This is a genomic window from Butyrivibrio sp. YAB3001 (genome assembly GCF_900112195.1).
Lineage (GTDB): Bacteria > Bacillota > Clostridia > Lachnospirales > Lachnospiraceae > Butyrivibrio.
The window spans coordinates 1-16,246 of the sequence record NZ_FOKR01000034.1 but is presented as its reverse complement, the minus strand read 5'-3'; the positions used below and the strand labels follow the sequence as shown (position 1 = coordinate 16,246).

General features: G+C 39.1%; 16 protein-coding genes. 15 read left to right on the top strand and 1 reads right to left on the bottom strand.

The window, feature by feature from the left end; translation table 11 throughout:
* Positions 1-269 precede the first annotated feature (269 nt).
* The 15 genes from BM086_RS19615 (at position 270) to BM086_RS19545 (ending at position 15,605) form a co-directional block, all read left to right on the top strand.
* Positions 270-1,211 carry a Fic family protein gene (locus BM086_RS19615; RefSeq protein ID WP_024865252.1) on the top strand — a complete coding sequence of 314 codons (942 nt, stop codon included), beginning with the start codon at positions 270-272 and terminating at the stop codon, positions 1,209-1,211.
* Between the two features lie 757 nt (positions 1,212-1,968).
* Positions 1,969-2,400 (top strand): GNAT family N-acetyltransferase, encoded by a 432-nt coding sequence (locus tag BM086_RS19610; protein WP_092331861.1) that lies wholly within the window; start codon positions 1,969-1,971, stop codon positions 2,398-2,400.
* Between the two features lie 78 nt (positions 2,401-2,478).
* On the top strand, positions 2,479-3,237 hold the full coding sequence (locus BM086_RS19605) for an SDR family NAD(P)-dependent oxidoreductase (protein WP_242952279.1): 759 nt from the start codon (positions 2,479-2,481) through the stop codon (positions 3,235-3,237).
* On the top strand, positions 3,230-4,429 hold the full coding sequence (locus tag BM086_RS19600) for a hypothetical protein (RefSeq protein WP_092331853.1): 1,200 nt from the start codon (positions 3,230-3,232) through the stop codon (positions 4,427-4,429). Before BM086_RS19605 ends, BM086_RS19600 begins: the two co-directional genes overlap by 8 nt.
* A gap of 134 nt (positions 4,430-4,563) precedes the next feature.
* The gene (locus tag BM086_RS19595; protein WP_026507836.1) at positions 4,564-5,313 is read left to right on the top strand and encodes a CPBP family intramembrane glutamic endopeptidase; all 750 of its coding nucleotides are present in this window, start codon (positions 4,564-4,566) and stop codon (positions 5,311-5,313) included.
* 159 nt (positions 5,314-5,472) lie between these two features.
* Entirely contained in the window at positions 5,473-6,078 is a 606-nt protein-coding gene (locus BM086_RS19590; protein WP_092331848.1) for an RpiB/LacA/LacB family sugar-phosphate isomerase, read from the top strand.
* Between the two features lie 152 nt (positions 6,079-6,230).
* Complete coding sequence (locus BM086_RS19585; RefSeq protein ID WP_092331844.1) at positions 6,231-7,070, top strand: alpha/beta hydrolase; 840 nt, start codon at positions 6,231-6,233, stop codon at positions 7,068-7,070.
* Between the two features lie 414 nt (positions 7,071-7,484).
* A complete protein-coding gene (locus tag BM086_RS19580) occupies positions 7,485-7,895 on the top strand; it encodes a flavodoxin family protein (protein WP_092331839.1) in 411 nt (136 codons plus the stop codon).
* Between the two features lie 29 nt (positions 7,896-7,924).
* Complete coding sequence (locus tag BM086_RS19575; protein ID WP_092331835.1) at positions 7,925-9,022, top strand: radical SAM protein; 1,098 nt, start codon at positions 7,925-7,927, stop codon at positions 9,020-9,022.
* A 315-nt stretch (positions 9,023-9,337) separates the two neighbouring features.
* Positions 9,338-10,348 carry a virulence RhuM family protein gene (locus BM086_RS19570; RefSeq protein WP_092331866.1) on the top strand — a complete coding sequence of 337 codons (1,011 nt, stop codon included), beginning with the start codon at positions 9,338-9,340 and terminating at the stop codon, positions 10,346-10,348.
* 161 nt (positions 10,349-10,509) lie between these two features.
* Positions 10,510-11,067 (top strand): RNA polymerase sigma factor, encoded by a 558-nt coding sequence (locus tag BM086_RS19565; RefSeq protein WP_175560398.1) that lies wholly within the window; start codon positions 10,510-10,512, stop codon positions 11,065-11,067.
* Complete coding sequence (locus tag BM086_RS19560) at positions 11,064-12,074, top strand: DUF4179 domain-containing protein (RefSeq protein ID WP_092331827.1); 1,011 nt, start codon at positions 11,064-11,066, stop codon at positions 12,072-12,074. The genes BM086_RS19565 and BM086_RS19560 overlap by 4 nt, the downstream gene beginning before the upstream one ends.
* A gap of 149 nt (positions 12,075-12,223) precedes the next feature.
* Positions 12,224-12,991 carry a class I SAM-dependent methyltransferase gene (locus BM086_RS19555; protein WP_092331823.1) on the top strand — a complete coding sequence of 256 codons (768 nt, stop codon included), beginning with the start codon at positions 12,224-12,226 and terminating at the stop codon, positions 12,989-12,991.
* Between the two features lie 285 nt (positions 12,992-13,276).
* Entirely contained in the window at positions 13,277-13,432 is a 156-nt protein-coding gene (locus BM086_RS21160; protein ID WP_175560397.1) for a hypothetical protein, read from the top strand.
* Positions 13,433-13,556: 124 nt separating this feature from the next.
* Complete coding sequence (locus tag BM086_RS19545) at positions 13,557-15,605, top strand: beta-galactosidase (RefSeq protein WP_092331813.1); 2,049 nt, start codon at positions 13,557-13,559, stop codon at positions 15,603-15,605.
* 333 nt (positions 15,606-15,938) lie between these two features.
* On the opposite strand, the gene BM086_RS19540 is transcribed toward BM086_RS19545, so the two are convergent.
* On the bottom strand, positions 15,939-16,246 hold a 308-nt coding region (locus tag BM086_RS19540; RefSeq protein ID WP_141107802.1), incomplete at its 5' end, for a helix-turn-helix domain-containing protein.

Genomic DNA, 16,246 nt, shown 5'->3' with positions numbered 1-16,246 from the left:
CGCCCTTGTTTTATGCACATAATATTGAACAGGATGGTAGATATAGGTATAATTATAAACAGTTGCTACAAAGAAAAAATTTAAGTATTTCTGAATAGATTAACTTTCAGTATTATAGACGATGTTAAGTCGGAGGTAATAATTCTTTTCGAGACATTTTAGGGAACTTTCCTTGCTGATTATCGAAAAAAGTTCCCTATTTTTTATTTGAACTTTAGGGAACTTTTTGATATATTTCTATTAGAAAGGTTCCCTAAAAGGAGAAATCGATGGATAATAAGTTGGAAACAATTAAGAGCCTATTGCAGGATAAAGCTGACCTTCAGGCCCGTCTAAATCTCATACCTTATGACGGCTCACCGGAAGTGAAGGAAAACTCCAGTGGCAAATACTTGTATATAAGAAAAAGAGTAAATGGAAAACTTACATCAACATATGTTGATGTTTATTCAGATAATCTGTATCAGTTGCTTCTTAGGAACGCTAGAGAAGCCAGAGAATTAAAAAAGAGTATTCGAAAAATAGATAAGCAGCTTGCAGAAGTTGGATATAGCCCTACTGAACTATCTGCAGATGTTGTTATGAATTTGGATTTCGCCAGAGCCAATATGAAATCAAATATCTATGATCAGGCTGTGTTGGAGGGAGTAGCAACGACCTTTCCACAGACAGAGGAAATATTGGAAAAAGGTATCGTCAATGGCATGACAGCAGATGATGTGCAAAAAATCCTGAATCTTAAGCATTCTTGGGAGTTTATTCTTGACCAGGATGTTATACAGGCTGAAACTGATTATCATTTACTTTGCCATGTAGCAAAGCTTGTTAATGAAGGATTTTTCTCTTATGGGGGAAAGATACGGAGTGTGCCTGTAACCATAGGCGGAACCAGTTATGTACCGCCTATTCCTATAGAGTCAATGGTTATAGAGAACATAAACGAAATAAGATCATCTGATAAGGTGGATATAGATAAAGCTATAGAATTATGCATGTATTGCATGAAAACGCAGGTCTTCGTTGACGGTAACAAAAGAGCTTCAGTAATATTTGCTAATCATTATCTTATATCCCATGGGCAAGGACTTCTTGTCATACCAGAGAAAGATGTGCCGGAGTTCAAGAAATTATTGGTTGCATACTATGAAGGTGAAGACATCAATGTGATAGCTACTTTTCTTAAAGAAAAATGCTGGAAACGGATGGACTAAAAATAAATTCTGTTATTTTATATTAACAAAATTTCCATAACTATGAAAAAATATGAATTGTGGAAGAAATGTTATCGTTTATATCCGAAGATAATCTTACCAAAGACAGACAAAGATTTAATGAGCAGAAAGTAAAATCAGAGTATTATTTTTGATCGCAGTTATTAAAGTTGCCACCAGCCGCATACAGTAGCCCTGAGCTTTCTACCGTACGCAGCAGGTAAACAGCAACCAGATGAAGAAATGCCTTAAATATGGCACTTCAACACCTCAAATCATTCTCAAAGAGATAATCTGCGCGAACTACAAGCGGTGCAAAACAAAGCAAATACAAACTCCCTGGATGCTCGCATCCAAGGGAGTTTTTTTGCGTTTGTTTTATAGCGGGCCAGCGCGACATGAGCAAGACGCGAAGCGTCTGCGAATGGCACCGCGGAATCTAGGTGCCTCGTTGTACTCAGTGTTTCTGAGGCTTTTCTTTTATCTATAATTGTATTCGGTTGTGGTGAAACGCAGAAAAAAGTCACAGAAAGCAGCACGTAAGATGCTAGTAAACAGCAAAATGATATAGTACATTTAATTGTGGGATACCTGAGAGACACAAATCGGCAGTTTGTCGGGATTAGTGTTGAAGTCACAACCCAGCCAAAGACCATATTGGGAAATCCAGACGTCATAAAGCTCTATTTAGGGAGTTGTCTGGATTATCTGATAGTAAGTTATATCGTAATTTTGTGAAGCACACGAGGTGATTCTTATGATAAGAAAAATGGAAGAGGAAGATTTGCAACAGTGTGGAGTGATATATGCTAAGGCGTTTCCTATAGAATATTGGGGGATTGATTGGAACCCTGATAATGCTAAAGAATATTTGTTGGATTATTACGAGCAGAAAAGATTTGTAGGATATGTGTATGAAGAAGATGACGTGGTAATTGGATGTATATTTGCATTATGTAAGATATCAGGAAGTAAAAAAGAAATATATATTAACGAAATGGCAGTTTTACCTGAAAGACAGGGCCAAGGTATTGGTAGGCAATTACTGAAGACGCTATTAGATTATAGTAAGGAAACAGGATGTGCTGGGGTTGTCCTTTATACCAGTGAATATGCCCCTGCTTCCAAATTCTATGAAAATAATGGTTTTAAACTGTCACAAGGAACTATTTGTATGTATTATGAATAAATTCAAGTTGAACAAAATCGCAATTTGATAAAATAATTATCTTAGAATATTATGTACTACCATGAGGAGTAAGATTTGATGAAAATCGCAATTGTTACAGGTGCGACGGGAGGGCTCGGACATGAGTTTATACGAGAGGTTCTCAAAGAAAGCATTGATGAGATATGGGCTGTAGCAAGGAATGAGAACAGACTTGACAATCTGAAAGCAGAGTTCGGAGAAAAGATACGCCCCGTTCGTTGTGATCTTGAAAATTTCAGTGATCTTTCAGGACTGTTCGAACTTATCGAAACCAAGAAACCCGAAATTCGATTGCTGATAAACAATGCCGGAGTTGGGAAAATGGGAGAGAGCATCGGGCTTACAGACAATGATGTTGCAAGCGAAATCGATATAAACTGTAAGGCAGTATGCTTACTGTGCAATCATGCTATCCCGTTTATGCCAGCGGGCTCAAGGATACTGAACATATCCTCGGCGTCGTCGTTTCAGCCCGTACCATACATTAATCTATACGCAGCGGGCAAGGCGTTTGTCCGCTCATATACACGTGCTCTGAATGTGGAGTTGAAGGCTAAGGGCATAATCTGTACGGCAGTCTGCCCGGGCTGGATAGATACGGAGATGCTGCAAAAGGAATACAATGGCAAGCCTGTGAAGTTCCCCGGACTCGTCTCCGCAAACCGTGTTGCCGTGCAGGCTCTGAGAGATTCCGCAAAGGGTAAGGATATGTCGGTATGCTCACTATTTGTGAAGTACGAGCATTTCCTCAGCAAGATACTTCCGCATAAGTGGATAATGAAAATTTGGTTGAATGGGATAAAGGATTATGTATAGGATCGAGACAGAACGCGGCGACCTGTTTGATGTGAATATGATGATCACCATACAGGCGACGGTATGCGGGAGTGCGGCCGAGAATGAACTTATTGCTGCATTCCATGAAGCGGTCGCATCGTTTGAGATACTGAACTCCAAGGTCGTTATTGACGATAACGGCGACGCATTTTACGATAACTGCGCCTCACCCGGGAACAGCATAGTTTTCAAGGATTTCGAAATATCCGATCTGATACGGGAACAGGAATGCAAAAGGTTTAAAATTGAGGACGGAGAATTCCTGCGATGCTTTGTTTCACGTACGAACAGCGACGAAATGAAGATATGTTTTCTGATGCATCACCTTGGCGGTGATGGCAAGTCGCTTTTGTATTTTATCGAGGCTTTTTTGAAATGTCTTAACTGTGAAAAAAGCGAATATCGCAAGCTCCTTCTTCTTGACAGGACAACATTGCCGAAGGATGTGAAACTTCCTTTATTCGCCAAATGGATGGTGAAAAGCTATAATAGAAAATGGCAGAAAGAGCGCAGAGTTTTTGGCTTTAATGATATGTCAAAGGCATATGAAATGTTCTGGCAAACACATAGCACGACTGTCAGAAATGAAGTGACCGAAGGCAGTGAACTTAAGGAAAAACTTAAGACCTGTAAGACAGGCGGTTTTGGCTTTACATCTTATACTATTGCAGAGATGATACAGGGAATCCCGCAGGTTCAGGACATAGGACTTGCTGTAGACGGCAGGATCGACAGCAACAGGACCATGAGCAATCAGGCTACGGGAATATCGGTCAAATACAGGTATGACAGAAATAAATCGCTTGTTGAAAATGCAACGGTCATCGACAGGATGATGAAGAGAAAACTTAAAGATATTGGGTTCAGATACTTTATTCTTCTTTTTATGAGTGAGTTTGATCCTACTCTTGTTGATGCTGTAAACCTCGAATTTGCGGGGTATTTTCACAGCGATGTTTCTGCAAAGCTTGCAAGACTATTGGGTTACGGACATAATACGAAGGACATCAGTATAACAAATCTGACCCGTGCCGACATTCAAACAGAGTATGGCAAATACTTGCTTTCCGATCTTATATTTGTTCCGCCCGTTGTGTCATACGGGAAGAATATAATCGGAATGGTGACAGTCGGTAACAGGCTGAATAAGGCTTACCACGTTTACAGGTAATAGTTAAGGTATTGTTGAGAGAACGTATGAGAATTCAAGAATAAGGAGTAGTGGTTATAAATTCAATCATACCAAAGAAGTAATGATTATATTACAGTAAAATGGACTATGAAAGAAAGATTGGGGAATTCAAAATGACAAAAATATATAAGAAAAGTGAGATTACTTTTGCAATCCTGTGGATTGTTGCTTATGTTGTTCTGAGCAGTTTGGCAGATCAGTTTTCAGAGAACATTGGCATTACAAAATCTATAACAGCTGTGCTTCACATAGCAATGTCTTTGATTTTGTTTTTCTGGATTCAAAAAAATAAACTTGGTGAAAAATACGGGTTTTGTAGATTATCTATTCCAGCAAAACGGTTTCTGTTTTATATACCGCTTATTATAATTGCATCGACAGCCTTTTGGGGCGGAATAAAATTGCAATATGACATATTGGAATCTCTGTTTTATTTCATCAGCATGCTCTGCGTAGGGTTTCTTGAAGAAGTTATTTTCCGTGGACTATTATTCAGGGCAATGGAGAAGGACAATCTTAAGAGTGCAATTATTGTTTCTGCGCTGACATTTGGCTTGGGACATATTGTGAATCTTTTCAACGGAAGTGGAAAAGATTTGATTTCGTCCATGATTCAAATTGTATTTGCCGTTCTGGTCGGATTTGTGCTGGTAATAATCTTTTATCATGGGAAGTCTATTGTACCATGTATTTTATTCCACTCTGCTAATAATGCGCTCAAAGTTTTTTCTGCAAATGGGATGAGTAATCCTCTGACAGAAAGGGTAATCAACTTAGTGTTGATTATTGCTGTTTTGGGAGGGTATCTATTCTATCTGGTTAAAGAATTTGGAAATGGAAATAGCTTGGATGCGAACAATTAGGAATAAAATTGAAATTATAGATTTATGACAGTTATTTTAGTAATTGTCATGATGGTGATATATTTGAGTATTTTAAGGAAGTATGAAGAAAAATAAGTCAGGCAAAAAATCTGCCTAATATATCGGTAAGCTTTCATATATGAATTTGTAGGGGAAAGTATGAGAATCGGAGTTATTCAAGCAAGTTCGCAAGCGGCTAAAAATCAAATGATTTATGATGCAGTAACAAAGCATGCACCGAAGGGTGCGGAGGTTATAAATTTTGGCTGCACGATGGAAGAAAATGAAAAATACTCATATATAGAGATTTCTATTCTTGTAGGTATTTTGTTGGAAAGAAAGACAGTAGATTTCGTTGTAACAGGCTGTTCTTCTGGGCAGGGAATGATGCTTGCTTGTAACAGCATGCCAGGCGTCATTTGCGGGTATGCACCGACACCAAAGGATGCCTATTTATTTGCTCAGATCAATAACGGAAATGCGATATCATTACCATTAGGTGAAGATTATACATGGTCAGGTACTGATAATCTTGAAAAAACAATAGAAGCTCTTTTCTCGGAACCATTTGGGCAAGGATATCCTAAAAGCGAGGCAGAGAGAAAGATAAAAGATTCAGAACAACTTAAGGAAATTAGAAAAGTTGGACAGATTTCGATGCAGGAGTTTCTAAGAAAATTGGATGCATCTATGCTAGATAAGGTAAAGAAAAAGCGGGATGAAATAATATCAGGTACAACAAGAAGGTCAAATCAGTATGAATGAAAAGAAAGAACATTTATCAGTATACGGTATCGGACAATTCCTACGTTCGAGGATAATACAGAAAAATGTTCCACTCGCCATGGTTCGTTATAGCGCAAGTCAATCGCTCAAATTCAAATTTATTATTCCAAATATATGTGGGGGCTAATGAAATGTACAGTTTTAGTACCAGGGGGATACATAGCAAGCGAATTAAAATAACAGCAAACGGAAGAAGGATTCCGCTGCTGATATTGAGACCCATAAATGAACCTTCAAATGCGCCGGGAGTTATGTGGATTCATGGTGGTGGATATATGACAGGAATGAAAGAGATGGCCTATATTGGACGGGCGGCGGATCTTGTGAGAAATCATGGCGCTGTAGTTATAGCTCCGGGGTATCATTTGTCGCTGTTTCATCCATATCCTACAGCTTTATATGATTGCTATGCCACACTCATGTATATTAAAGACCATGCTAAAGAACTTGGAATAAACCCAGACCAGATAATGGTTGGGGGAGAGAGTGCGGGAGGTGGATTAACTGCAGCCATCTCAATGTTGGCAAGAGATAAGGGCGAAGTAAAAGTTGCTTTTCAGATGCCGATATATCCAATGATAGACAATTATGATACAGATAGTTCTAAAAATAATCATTCCAAGGTATGGAATACAAAAAGAAATCATCAGGCATGGGCGGTATACTTGAGGAAAGATGCAAAGAAAGATGTATCTCCTTATGCCGCACCGGCAAGGCAAACAGATTATTCTAATCTTCCACCTGCGTATACATTTGTCTGTACAGCAGAGCCTTTTTATTGCGAAACTTTGAAGTATATTAATGATCTTAAGGCTGCAGGAGTGGAGGCTAAAGTCGATATTTACGAAGGGATGTATCATGCCTTTGACATGAACGAACCTAATAACCCGATAAGCAAAGAAGCTATAAAGAACTTTAATGAGGTGTTTGCTTATGCTAAGGAACACTATTTTGCTACACAGGAGCATTAACTTGCAGCATATATGACGATAATAAAACTTTGAATTTCAGTTTTTCTAAATAATAGGCGGTATAGAAATGAATAATCTAGTGGATATAAAAGATTATACGAAAAGATTAACAGAAGAATTAAAAATGAAGTTCGGTAAAAGGCTTTTATATGTTGGACTTCAGGGAGGAATGAATTGATGAAAATATGAAGAATCCGGCTGTCACGCCGGATTTTTTGCTTTCACATTTACGGTTTATATTACGCGCAGAGAAAAATAATAAATACGAGATGAAATAGTATAAATGTATCAAAAAGATAAGGAAATGTGAATGTATGTCTTGAATAATGTTTATAGTAGTGCTATTATACAGAAATAGATTTGAAACAATATAATAGCATGAAATATACATTTGGGAATTTAGAAGGTACTATCATGAAATACGCAGTCAGATATTACACAAAGACAGGAAATACAAAGAGACTGGCAGAGGCTGTAGCTAAGGAATTAGGTGTTGCAGCAATGCCAATCAGTGAAGGTGTGAACGAACCGGTAGACATACTCTTTCTTGGCAATTCCTATTATGCTTTCAATATAGATCCGGAGGTCCGTGATTTTATTGGTTCATTGGACAGGAGTAAAGTTGGAAAGATCGTAAATTTTGGCTCTGCAGCAATGCTTAATTCAACATACAAGAAGGTCAAGGCGGAAGCTGACAAGGTCGGTATTCCTATGGATGAGAGGGAATTCCACTGCAAAGGTGAGTTCAAAGGCATCCATAAAGGTAGACCCAATGCTGATGATATGAAGGATGCGGCTGCATTTGCTAAAAAGTTTGTTGAGTAATTACAGTTTTTAGAAAAGGTATTGGAATTATGAGCAAGGATTTTAATATTCAGGAATATATGACACATGGAGTTGAAAGAGTGGTCTCAGATGCAATCAAGGCTACTCTTAAGAATCCAAAAGAAAGCGCGTACATGGCTAAGTTTGCATTGGCAACAAAAGCTGCATCAAGGAAAAGAGCCAAGCTGGAAGCAGAGGGGGAGCATATCCCGCCGTTTCTTATAGCAAGCATAACCAGCAGCTGTAATCTTCACTGCGCAGGCTGCTATTCAAGATGTAACAATGCTACGGAAGATACTGTGCCTGTAAGCCAGCTAACCGATGATGAATGGTTGAAAGTGTTTGATGAGGCGGATGACCTAGGAGTAAGCTTCATCCTTCTTGCCGGAGGAGAGCCACTTCTTCGAAAGGGCGTCATTGAAGCTGCCGGAAAGAAACAGAATATTCTATTTCCTATTTTTACCAACGGAACCTACATGGCTGATAAGTATTTTGACATGTTTGATAAAAACAGGAACCTTATCCCTATCATGAGTATTGAAGGGGAAAAGGCAGCAACAGACGCAAGGCGTGGAGAGGGTGTTTACGACAAGCTTATTTCAAATATGGATGAGCTTAAGAAACGCGGGCTCATTTTCGGTGCGTCAGTGACTGTAACAACTGATAATCTGAACGTCATATCCTCAGAGGATTTCATAGGCAAGCTCTCAGATAAGGGCTGTAAAGCTGTGATATTCGTTGAGTTTGTACCTGTGATAGACGACTCAAAGCACCTGGCTCCCGGAGATGAGGAAAGGGAATATCTGAAAAAAGAGATAATGAGGCTTAGAGAGGAACATCCGGAGATGGTCTTTGTATCTTTCCCTGGAGATGAGAAGAGTTCAGGTGGATGTATTGCTGCAGGCAGAGGGTTCTTTCATATCAACTCCCATGGCGGAGCTGAGCCCTGCCCGTTCTCACCATATTCAGACATAAATGTAAAGGACACATCCCTCAGAGAAGCCATGAACTCAAGATTATTCAAAGCACTGCAAAAAGAAGGGGTACTTATGGATGATCATGATGGTGGATGCGTGCTGTATGAAAAGAGGCATGAAGTAGAGACAATTCTGGGAAGTGCTGTATAAAGCTTTTAGATAGTAATCAGACAAAAGAAAGATGAACGATGAAAACAGGAATAGCGACTTCTCAAAAGAATTCTACTTAAGGCTAAAGCAGCAAGAATATGAAAAGCTGGAATATATCTTGCTTGATGATATGTTAACAAAATGTATAATTCATGCATAAAACAAGGGCGACAGACGACATTCATGTTTGTATCTAACGATGTTAATGCCTGTAAATTTATGTTATGCTTTATTACAGAATTTATTTGCGGTCAAGATTTTTGACCGCAATATATATTTACAGAGACATGCTAAAAAATGAAAGGTTTGAAAAATATGGCTGAAGAGAAAGGTGAGATTTTAATATACAGTTCAGATGATGGAGTGACCAAAATAGATGTCAGGCTTGAAGATGAGACAGTTTGGCTCACTCAGCAGCAGCTAGCAGATCTGTATCATACAAGTAAATCCAATGTCAGCGAGCACATAACCAATATATTCAAAGAGGGTGAGTTAGATGAGGCGGCAACTGTTCGGAAATTCCGAACAGTTCAAATTGAAGGCGGAAGAAACGTTGAAAGAAACCTGCTTCATTATAATCTGGATATGATAATCTCTTTGGGATATCGTATAACTTCAATAACCGCTACTAAGTTTCGTCAATGGGCAACAGCCAGGCTGAAGGAATATATGCAAAAAGGCTTCACAATGGATGACGAGCGATTAAAGAACTTCGGTGGTGGTGGCTATTTCAAAGAGCTTCTTGAACGCATCAGAGATATCCGTGCATCTGAAAAGGTATTTTACAGGCAAGTCCTTGAAATATATGCTACAAGTGTTGATTATGATCCAAAGGCACAAACATCTATAGAGTTCTTCAAAAAAGTGCAGAATAAGATTCACTTTGCAGTTCACGGAGAAACTGCTGCTGAAGTTATATATCATAGGGTGGATGCAGAGAAGGAATTCATGGGACTTATGTCCTTTAAAGGTGATCAGCCTACTCTTGGGGAAGCCAAGATTGCCAAGAACTATCTGAACGAAAAAGAACTACGAGCAATGGGACAGATTGTATCTGGATACCTTGATTTTGCAGAAAGACAGGCAGAACGTGAGATACCAATGACTATGGACGATTGGGCAAGGCATCTTGACAATATCCTTACCATGAGCGGAGAAAAGCTCTTGGAGGGAAATGGTTCAGTAAGTCATCAAAAAGCAATAGACAAGGTAGAACAAGAGTATAAAAAGTATCAGGCTAAGACACTGAGTTCAGTAGAAAAAGATTATCTGGAGACTATTGAGTCTCTGGGAAAAATTGAAAGAAAAGGTTCCAAGCATAGTTAAAGAAAATGTTTTGAGTTATTCATGAAAAGCCTTGCTTAGACAGGGCTTTTCTTTATGTGCTGTATTTGATGTTGAATACTAAAAAGTTTTCATGGACAGAAATATTTTTGTTTTATTTGCGGCTATATAGATGGAAGACATATTTTAAGGAGAAGACTTACGTGGAGGACACTCATATTATTGAACTTTATTTCAAGAGAGATGAAGCTGCATTGCAGGAGACCAATGTCAAATATGGTGCATACTGTTTTCGTATTGCTAAGAATATCCTCGAAAGTAGGGAAGATTCAGAAGAATGCGTAAATGACACATGGGGTCAGGCATGGAAAAGAATCCCACCTACAGTTCCCAAATCGTTAAAAGCTTTCCTGGGAAAAATCGTAAGGGATATTTCGCTTAGCAGGTACAGGTCCAATCATGCAAAAAAGCGCTTTAATGCTATGAACGTGATGTTGGAAGAACTTGATAGTTGTCTGCCTTCAGATTTTGACATGGAGGAAATATTTGAAAAGAAGCAGCTGGCAGATCTGATCAACGCCTTTCTTGGAACAATTCCAAAAGAAGACCGGATACTGTTCGTAAGAAGATACTACTATGGAGATTCGGTGAAAGATCTGGCTCATGATTATGGATGTCGTGAAAACTATATTTCGCAGCGTATGTTGAAACTCCGAAGAAAACTAAGAACATGTCTTCAAGAAAAGGGGTGTAACAAATGACAGCTGAAAATTTATACGAAGCCATATCCGAAATCAGTTCGCAGTACATTGAAGAAGCTGATATACGCTTTATAAACAAAAGTAAAATTTGGAAAAGGGTTTTAACTGCAGCAGCCTGTTTACTTCTATGCTTTTCGTTTTCAGTACCGGCCCTTGCAGCCGCTGATAATAGTATTGCCTACGAATTGCTTTATTTCGTATCACCAGCGTTTGCTCAGAAACTAAAGCCTGTCCGTGAAATATGTGAGGACAATGGAATAAAAATGGAAGTTATTGCAGCAAACCTTGAAGGAGACACCGTGAATATACTTATGGCCATGCAGGATATGACTGGAAACCGCATAACGGCATCTTCAGACCTCATGGACAGCTATTCAATCTACACACCATACAATCAGACTGCAGGCTGTAACCTTGAAAAGTTCGATAGCGAAACCGGAACGGCATTATGGGCAATTACAATAGATCAATACGAAAGCAAGTTAAAGCCTGGCGATAAGATTACATTCTCTGTAAGTGAGATCCTTAGCAAAAAGGAACACACTGAAATGGCACTGGAGTCAATTGTTATCACTGATATTAGAGAAGCTAATAATTTTGCCATAGATCCTCAGATTAGAGGATGTGCCGGATATTACGATGAAAATGATATCGAATCAACACCGCTGCTGTTTCCAGATAGAACTGGTTATCAGTTATGTGATGGAGTAACGCTTACAGGCACAGGGCTGGTTGACGGCAAACTTCACATACAGGTAAAGTATGATGATATCCTTAATACAGATAATCACGGATATGCATATCTGAAGAACTCTTCCGGAGAAATCATAAATTACAATTACAGCGTGGCTTTTTGGGCTGACAATAAGGCTGATAGTTATGAAGAGTATGTCTTTGATATCGCTTACGAAGAATTAGCAGATTGTGAAGTGATGGGTGAATTCTGGACTTGTAATAACGCTCCTATACAAGGGTCATGGCAGGTTACGTTCCCAATATCACAATGAAGTATGACAATACTATCAATTCTGTTTATAAGTGGGTATCATAAGAGTTGAATATTTATTCGCTTTTTGTGTAAATGGGCTATTTGGGGATGGCACAGAAAAAACGCATCGTCGATAATATCGGAATATATAGCAGATAGGAACTGATAATGGAAGAACAGATAATAGAAAAGAATAAAAAATACTGGGATGATCATGCTGATCTCTGGTTTGGAACTACAGCTTTGCCGAAATATGGAGTCAAATTCGCGACAGAAGATGACCTTCATTTTTTTTCGGAGGTTGAAGGAAAGAAAGTCCTCGAGATATGCTGCGGCAGTGGGCATTCGCTCAAATATCTTGCGGATAAAGGCGCAGAAGAGTTGTGGGGATTAGATCTGTCGCAGAAACAATTGGATAATGCCGGGAAGCTCTTAAAGGAGAGCGGCTGCAATCCTAAACTCATATGTGCCCCGATGGAAGCAGACAGTGATATTCCGCAGGACTATTTTGACTATGTTTATTCAATATACGGAATAGGCTGGACGACAGACCTCGAAGGGACATTTAAGAAGGCTGCTTCGTATCTTAAGAGTGGTGGTTATTTCATATTCAGCTGGGGACATCCGCTTCACTACTGCGTTGCGAAATCATATGAGACCGGGGAGGATGTTGTTGATAACGGGGCACTGGTCTTTTCTCGCAGCTATTTTGATGAATCCTACTTAAAGATGCCGGTTCATGATACAACTGTAACATTTGCGAACAGAAAGATTTCAACATTTGTTAATGCATTGTATGATGCCGGTTTTATAATCGAGAAAATGATAGAACAAACCGACGAAAAGTCATTAGCGGATACTGAAGATATCAGCCCTAAGGCACAAAAAGCAAAAATGGTCCCGCTTTCGATGTGCTTTAAATGCAGAAAGTTATAGGCGTGTTATTAATAATATCGGAAGATAATCTTACAAAAGACAGACAGAGATTTAATGAGTAGAAAGTAAAATCAGAGTATTATTTTTGATCGCGGTTATTAAAGTTGCCACCAGCAGCATACAGTAGCCCTGAGCTTCCTTGCGTACGTAGCAGGTAAACAGCAACTAGTCCTAGAAATGCCACAAACACAGCACTTAGGACATCCCTTTCGGTTTTTTTGCAAAAAACCGCTTTGTTTTGTAATGGAACCTCTTTCTGAGGCCTATACCAATCAGTATTTGGAAATGCACTGTAAAGATGTGTATTGGACCGGCAACAAAGTAATTAAGGCTATCTATGTAAAAACGGATATAAATGCCTATCTTATCGGTGTGGATGCCGGAAATATGTCAGATCTTACCTCGTATAAATCAGACAAAAGAGCTATGCTGGGCGGTTAGATAATGGTTGTCGTAAAAAAGAAAGATATGAAGGATATGTCAACGATTAGAATTGAATCGGATGGACTTAAAGGTTTACAATTAAAACTGTAATCATAAAGCATAAATAGCGAGGGGATTATTCATGAGTAAGCTACTAAACGAAAACGAAATCAGTCTTGGAACTTGTTATTATCCTGAACATTGGGATAAATCGCTCTGGAGAGAAGACCTTGAGCGAATGCAGAAGGTGGGAATCAAGACTATACGTATTGCGGAGTTTGCATGGAGCAAGGTAGAGCCCACAGAAGGCTCTTTTACCTATGAATTCTTTGATGAGTTTCTTGATATTGCAGACGAAATGAACATGCGGGTTATCATGGGAACACCTACAGCAACTCCTCCTGCATGGCTTACATCAAAATATCCCGATGCTCTAAATGCTCGTAAGGATGGCACACTCTTCAGGCATGGAATGCGAAGGCACTACAACTATAATTCTGAGAACTATAAAAGACTATCATCAATTATCGTAGAAAAATTTGCCAAGCACTATGGAAAAAGAAAATGCGTGATTGGCTGGCAGATTGATAATGAGATCAATTGCGAAATTGCTGAATTCTATTCAGAGAGCGATGACATGGCTTTCAATCAGTTCCTTCAGGACAAGTACAAGACTTTGGATGCGCTTAATGATGCCTGGGGAACTGTCTTCTGGAATCAGACCTATACCGAGTGGGAGCAGGTTCATATTCCAAGGACAACTGTTCAGGGAACTGTTAATCCTCACCAGACTCTTGATTACTATAGATTCATTTCTGACAGTGCTTGCAAATGGGTTAGGATGCAGGCAGATATAATCCGCAAATACAAAAAAGAAGAGGACTTTGTAACAACCAATGGTATCTTTGGGCATGTGGATTACCGGAGAATGCGTGATGAAAGCCTTGATTTCATAACCTATGACTCATATCCTAATTTCGCATATATTCTGGATGGTTATGATAAGGATGATTCTTCATTTCGGGACAGAAAATGGAGCAGAAATCTCACAGAAACCAGGGCTATTTCTCCTATCTTTGGAATAATGGAGCAGCAATCAGGAGCCAATGGCTGGAATACCGGAATGGCAGCGCCTACTCCAAGACCGGGTCAGATAACTCTTTGGACAATGCAGTCTATTGCCCATGGCGCCGATTTTATCAGCTATTTCAGATGGAGAACTGCAATCTTTGGAACTGAGATGTACTGGCATGGAATTCTTGATTATTCAGGAAGAGATAACAGACGGCTAAAAGAAATCTCTGATATATATGATAAGCTCGGGAAAATCTCAGAGGTAGCGGGGAGCACATACGTGGCCAAGGTTGCTGTCCTTAAGGATTATGACAATATCTTTGACTCAGAGCTGGACGTATGGCATGGGAATGTGGAGGAAAAGAGCCAAGACGCAATCTTTAAGGCAGCTCAAAGAAGCCATACTCCAATAGATTATGTCTATCTGACGGAGAGTATTACTGAAAAAGATCTTTTAAAATATGAGTTGCTTATATATCCTCATATGACAATGGTAAATGAAAGCTTCCTGCCGATTCTTGAAGAATATGTACAAGACGGTGGCAAGCTGGTTATTGGATGCAGAAGCGGATACAAGGACATGGAGGGGAAGTGCACCATGGATTATCTTCCGGGAAAGCTTAAAAGACTAACCGGCAATGATATTCCTGAGTATACTGCAATCTCTCCGGATGCCGGTGATGTCTACATCAAATGGGGTAAAGATGAGTTTAAAGCAAGTTCTTTTGCAGATCAGCTCTTTGCATGCACGTCTACAGCCAAAGTGGTTGGCAGTTATGAAGATGATTACTATGAAGGATTTGGAGCTATTACCGAGAATAAACTTGGAAATGGTTATGTTTACTATTATGGCAGCGCATTTAGCGAAGAGGCTGCTTTTGTATTTCTGAAGAACCTTGGAGTAATTGATCCGTTTAACGAGTACTTTGATATTCCGGATGAAATGGAACTTGCGGTAAGAGAAAAAAACGGTGATAAATATGCTTTCGTCCTCAATTATCAGAGAAAGGTTCAGAACATGTGGCTTAAAAAAGAGCTTAAGGAACTATTGTCGGGAAGCATAGAAACAGAAGAAGTCATTATGCAAGGCTACGAGGTAAAGATATTTAAGCTGTAGAGGAAGACATTGATGATGCAATCAAGGCAGTCAGGAAGAGGAGAAGATCCGGATGATAACAAAATTATAAAGTGCGCTTTAGACGCAGATTGCTACTACATTGTAAGTATTTCATACACTTTAAAATGTTTGTTTATGCTAGGAGGAGTCAGCATCAACTCGCCTTACAAATGCCAAAAACAAGGCACTTAAGGCAATGAAAAAGTTCTCAAAGAGATAATCATTCTGCAGATGCAGATTCGAACCCCCCAGATTTTATCTGGGGGGTTCTTATATTAATCAAGTAGTTCAGATATTCTACGGCCGTTCTAAATCTTCATCGTTGCCTTGTTCTTAATTATTACGGTATTCACGAGGTGAACAGTGGAACAGTTCCTTAAATGATTTAGAGAAATAACTGTTGTTATCAAATCCACATAACTCATAAATTGTTTGAACTGAGTAAGTGCTGCTTTTAAGCATATATGCCGCATTTTGCAATCTGAAATTCTTAAGATATTTAATTGGTGAAATATTGATAATTGACTTAAAGCACCTAAGAACTTCACTTTTACTAACATTTGCAGCATTAGCCAGGTCATCTAACGTTATATTTTTAGAATAGTTTGAATGGATGTAGTTTAGGATTATCTGTACGCGCT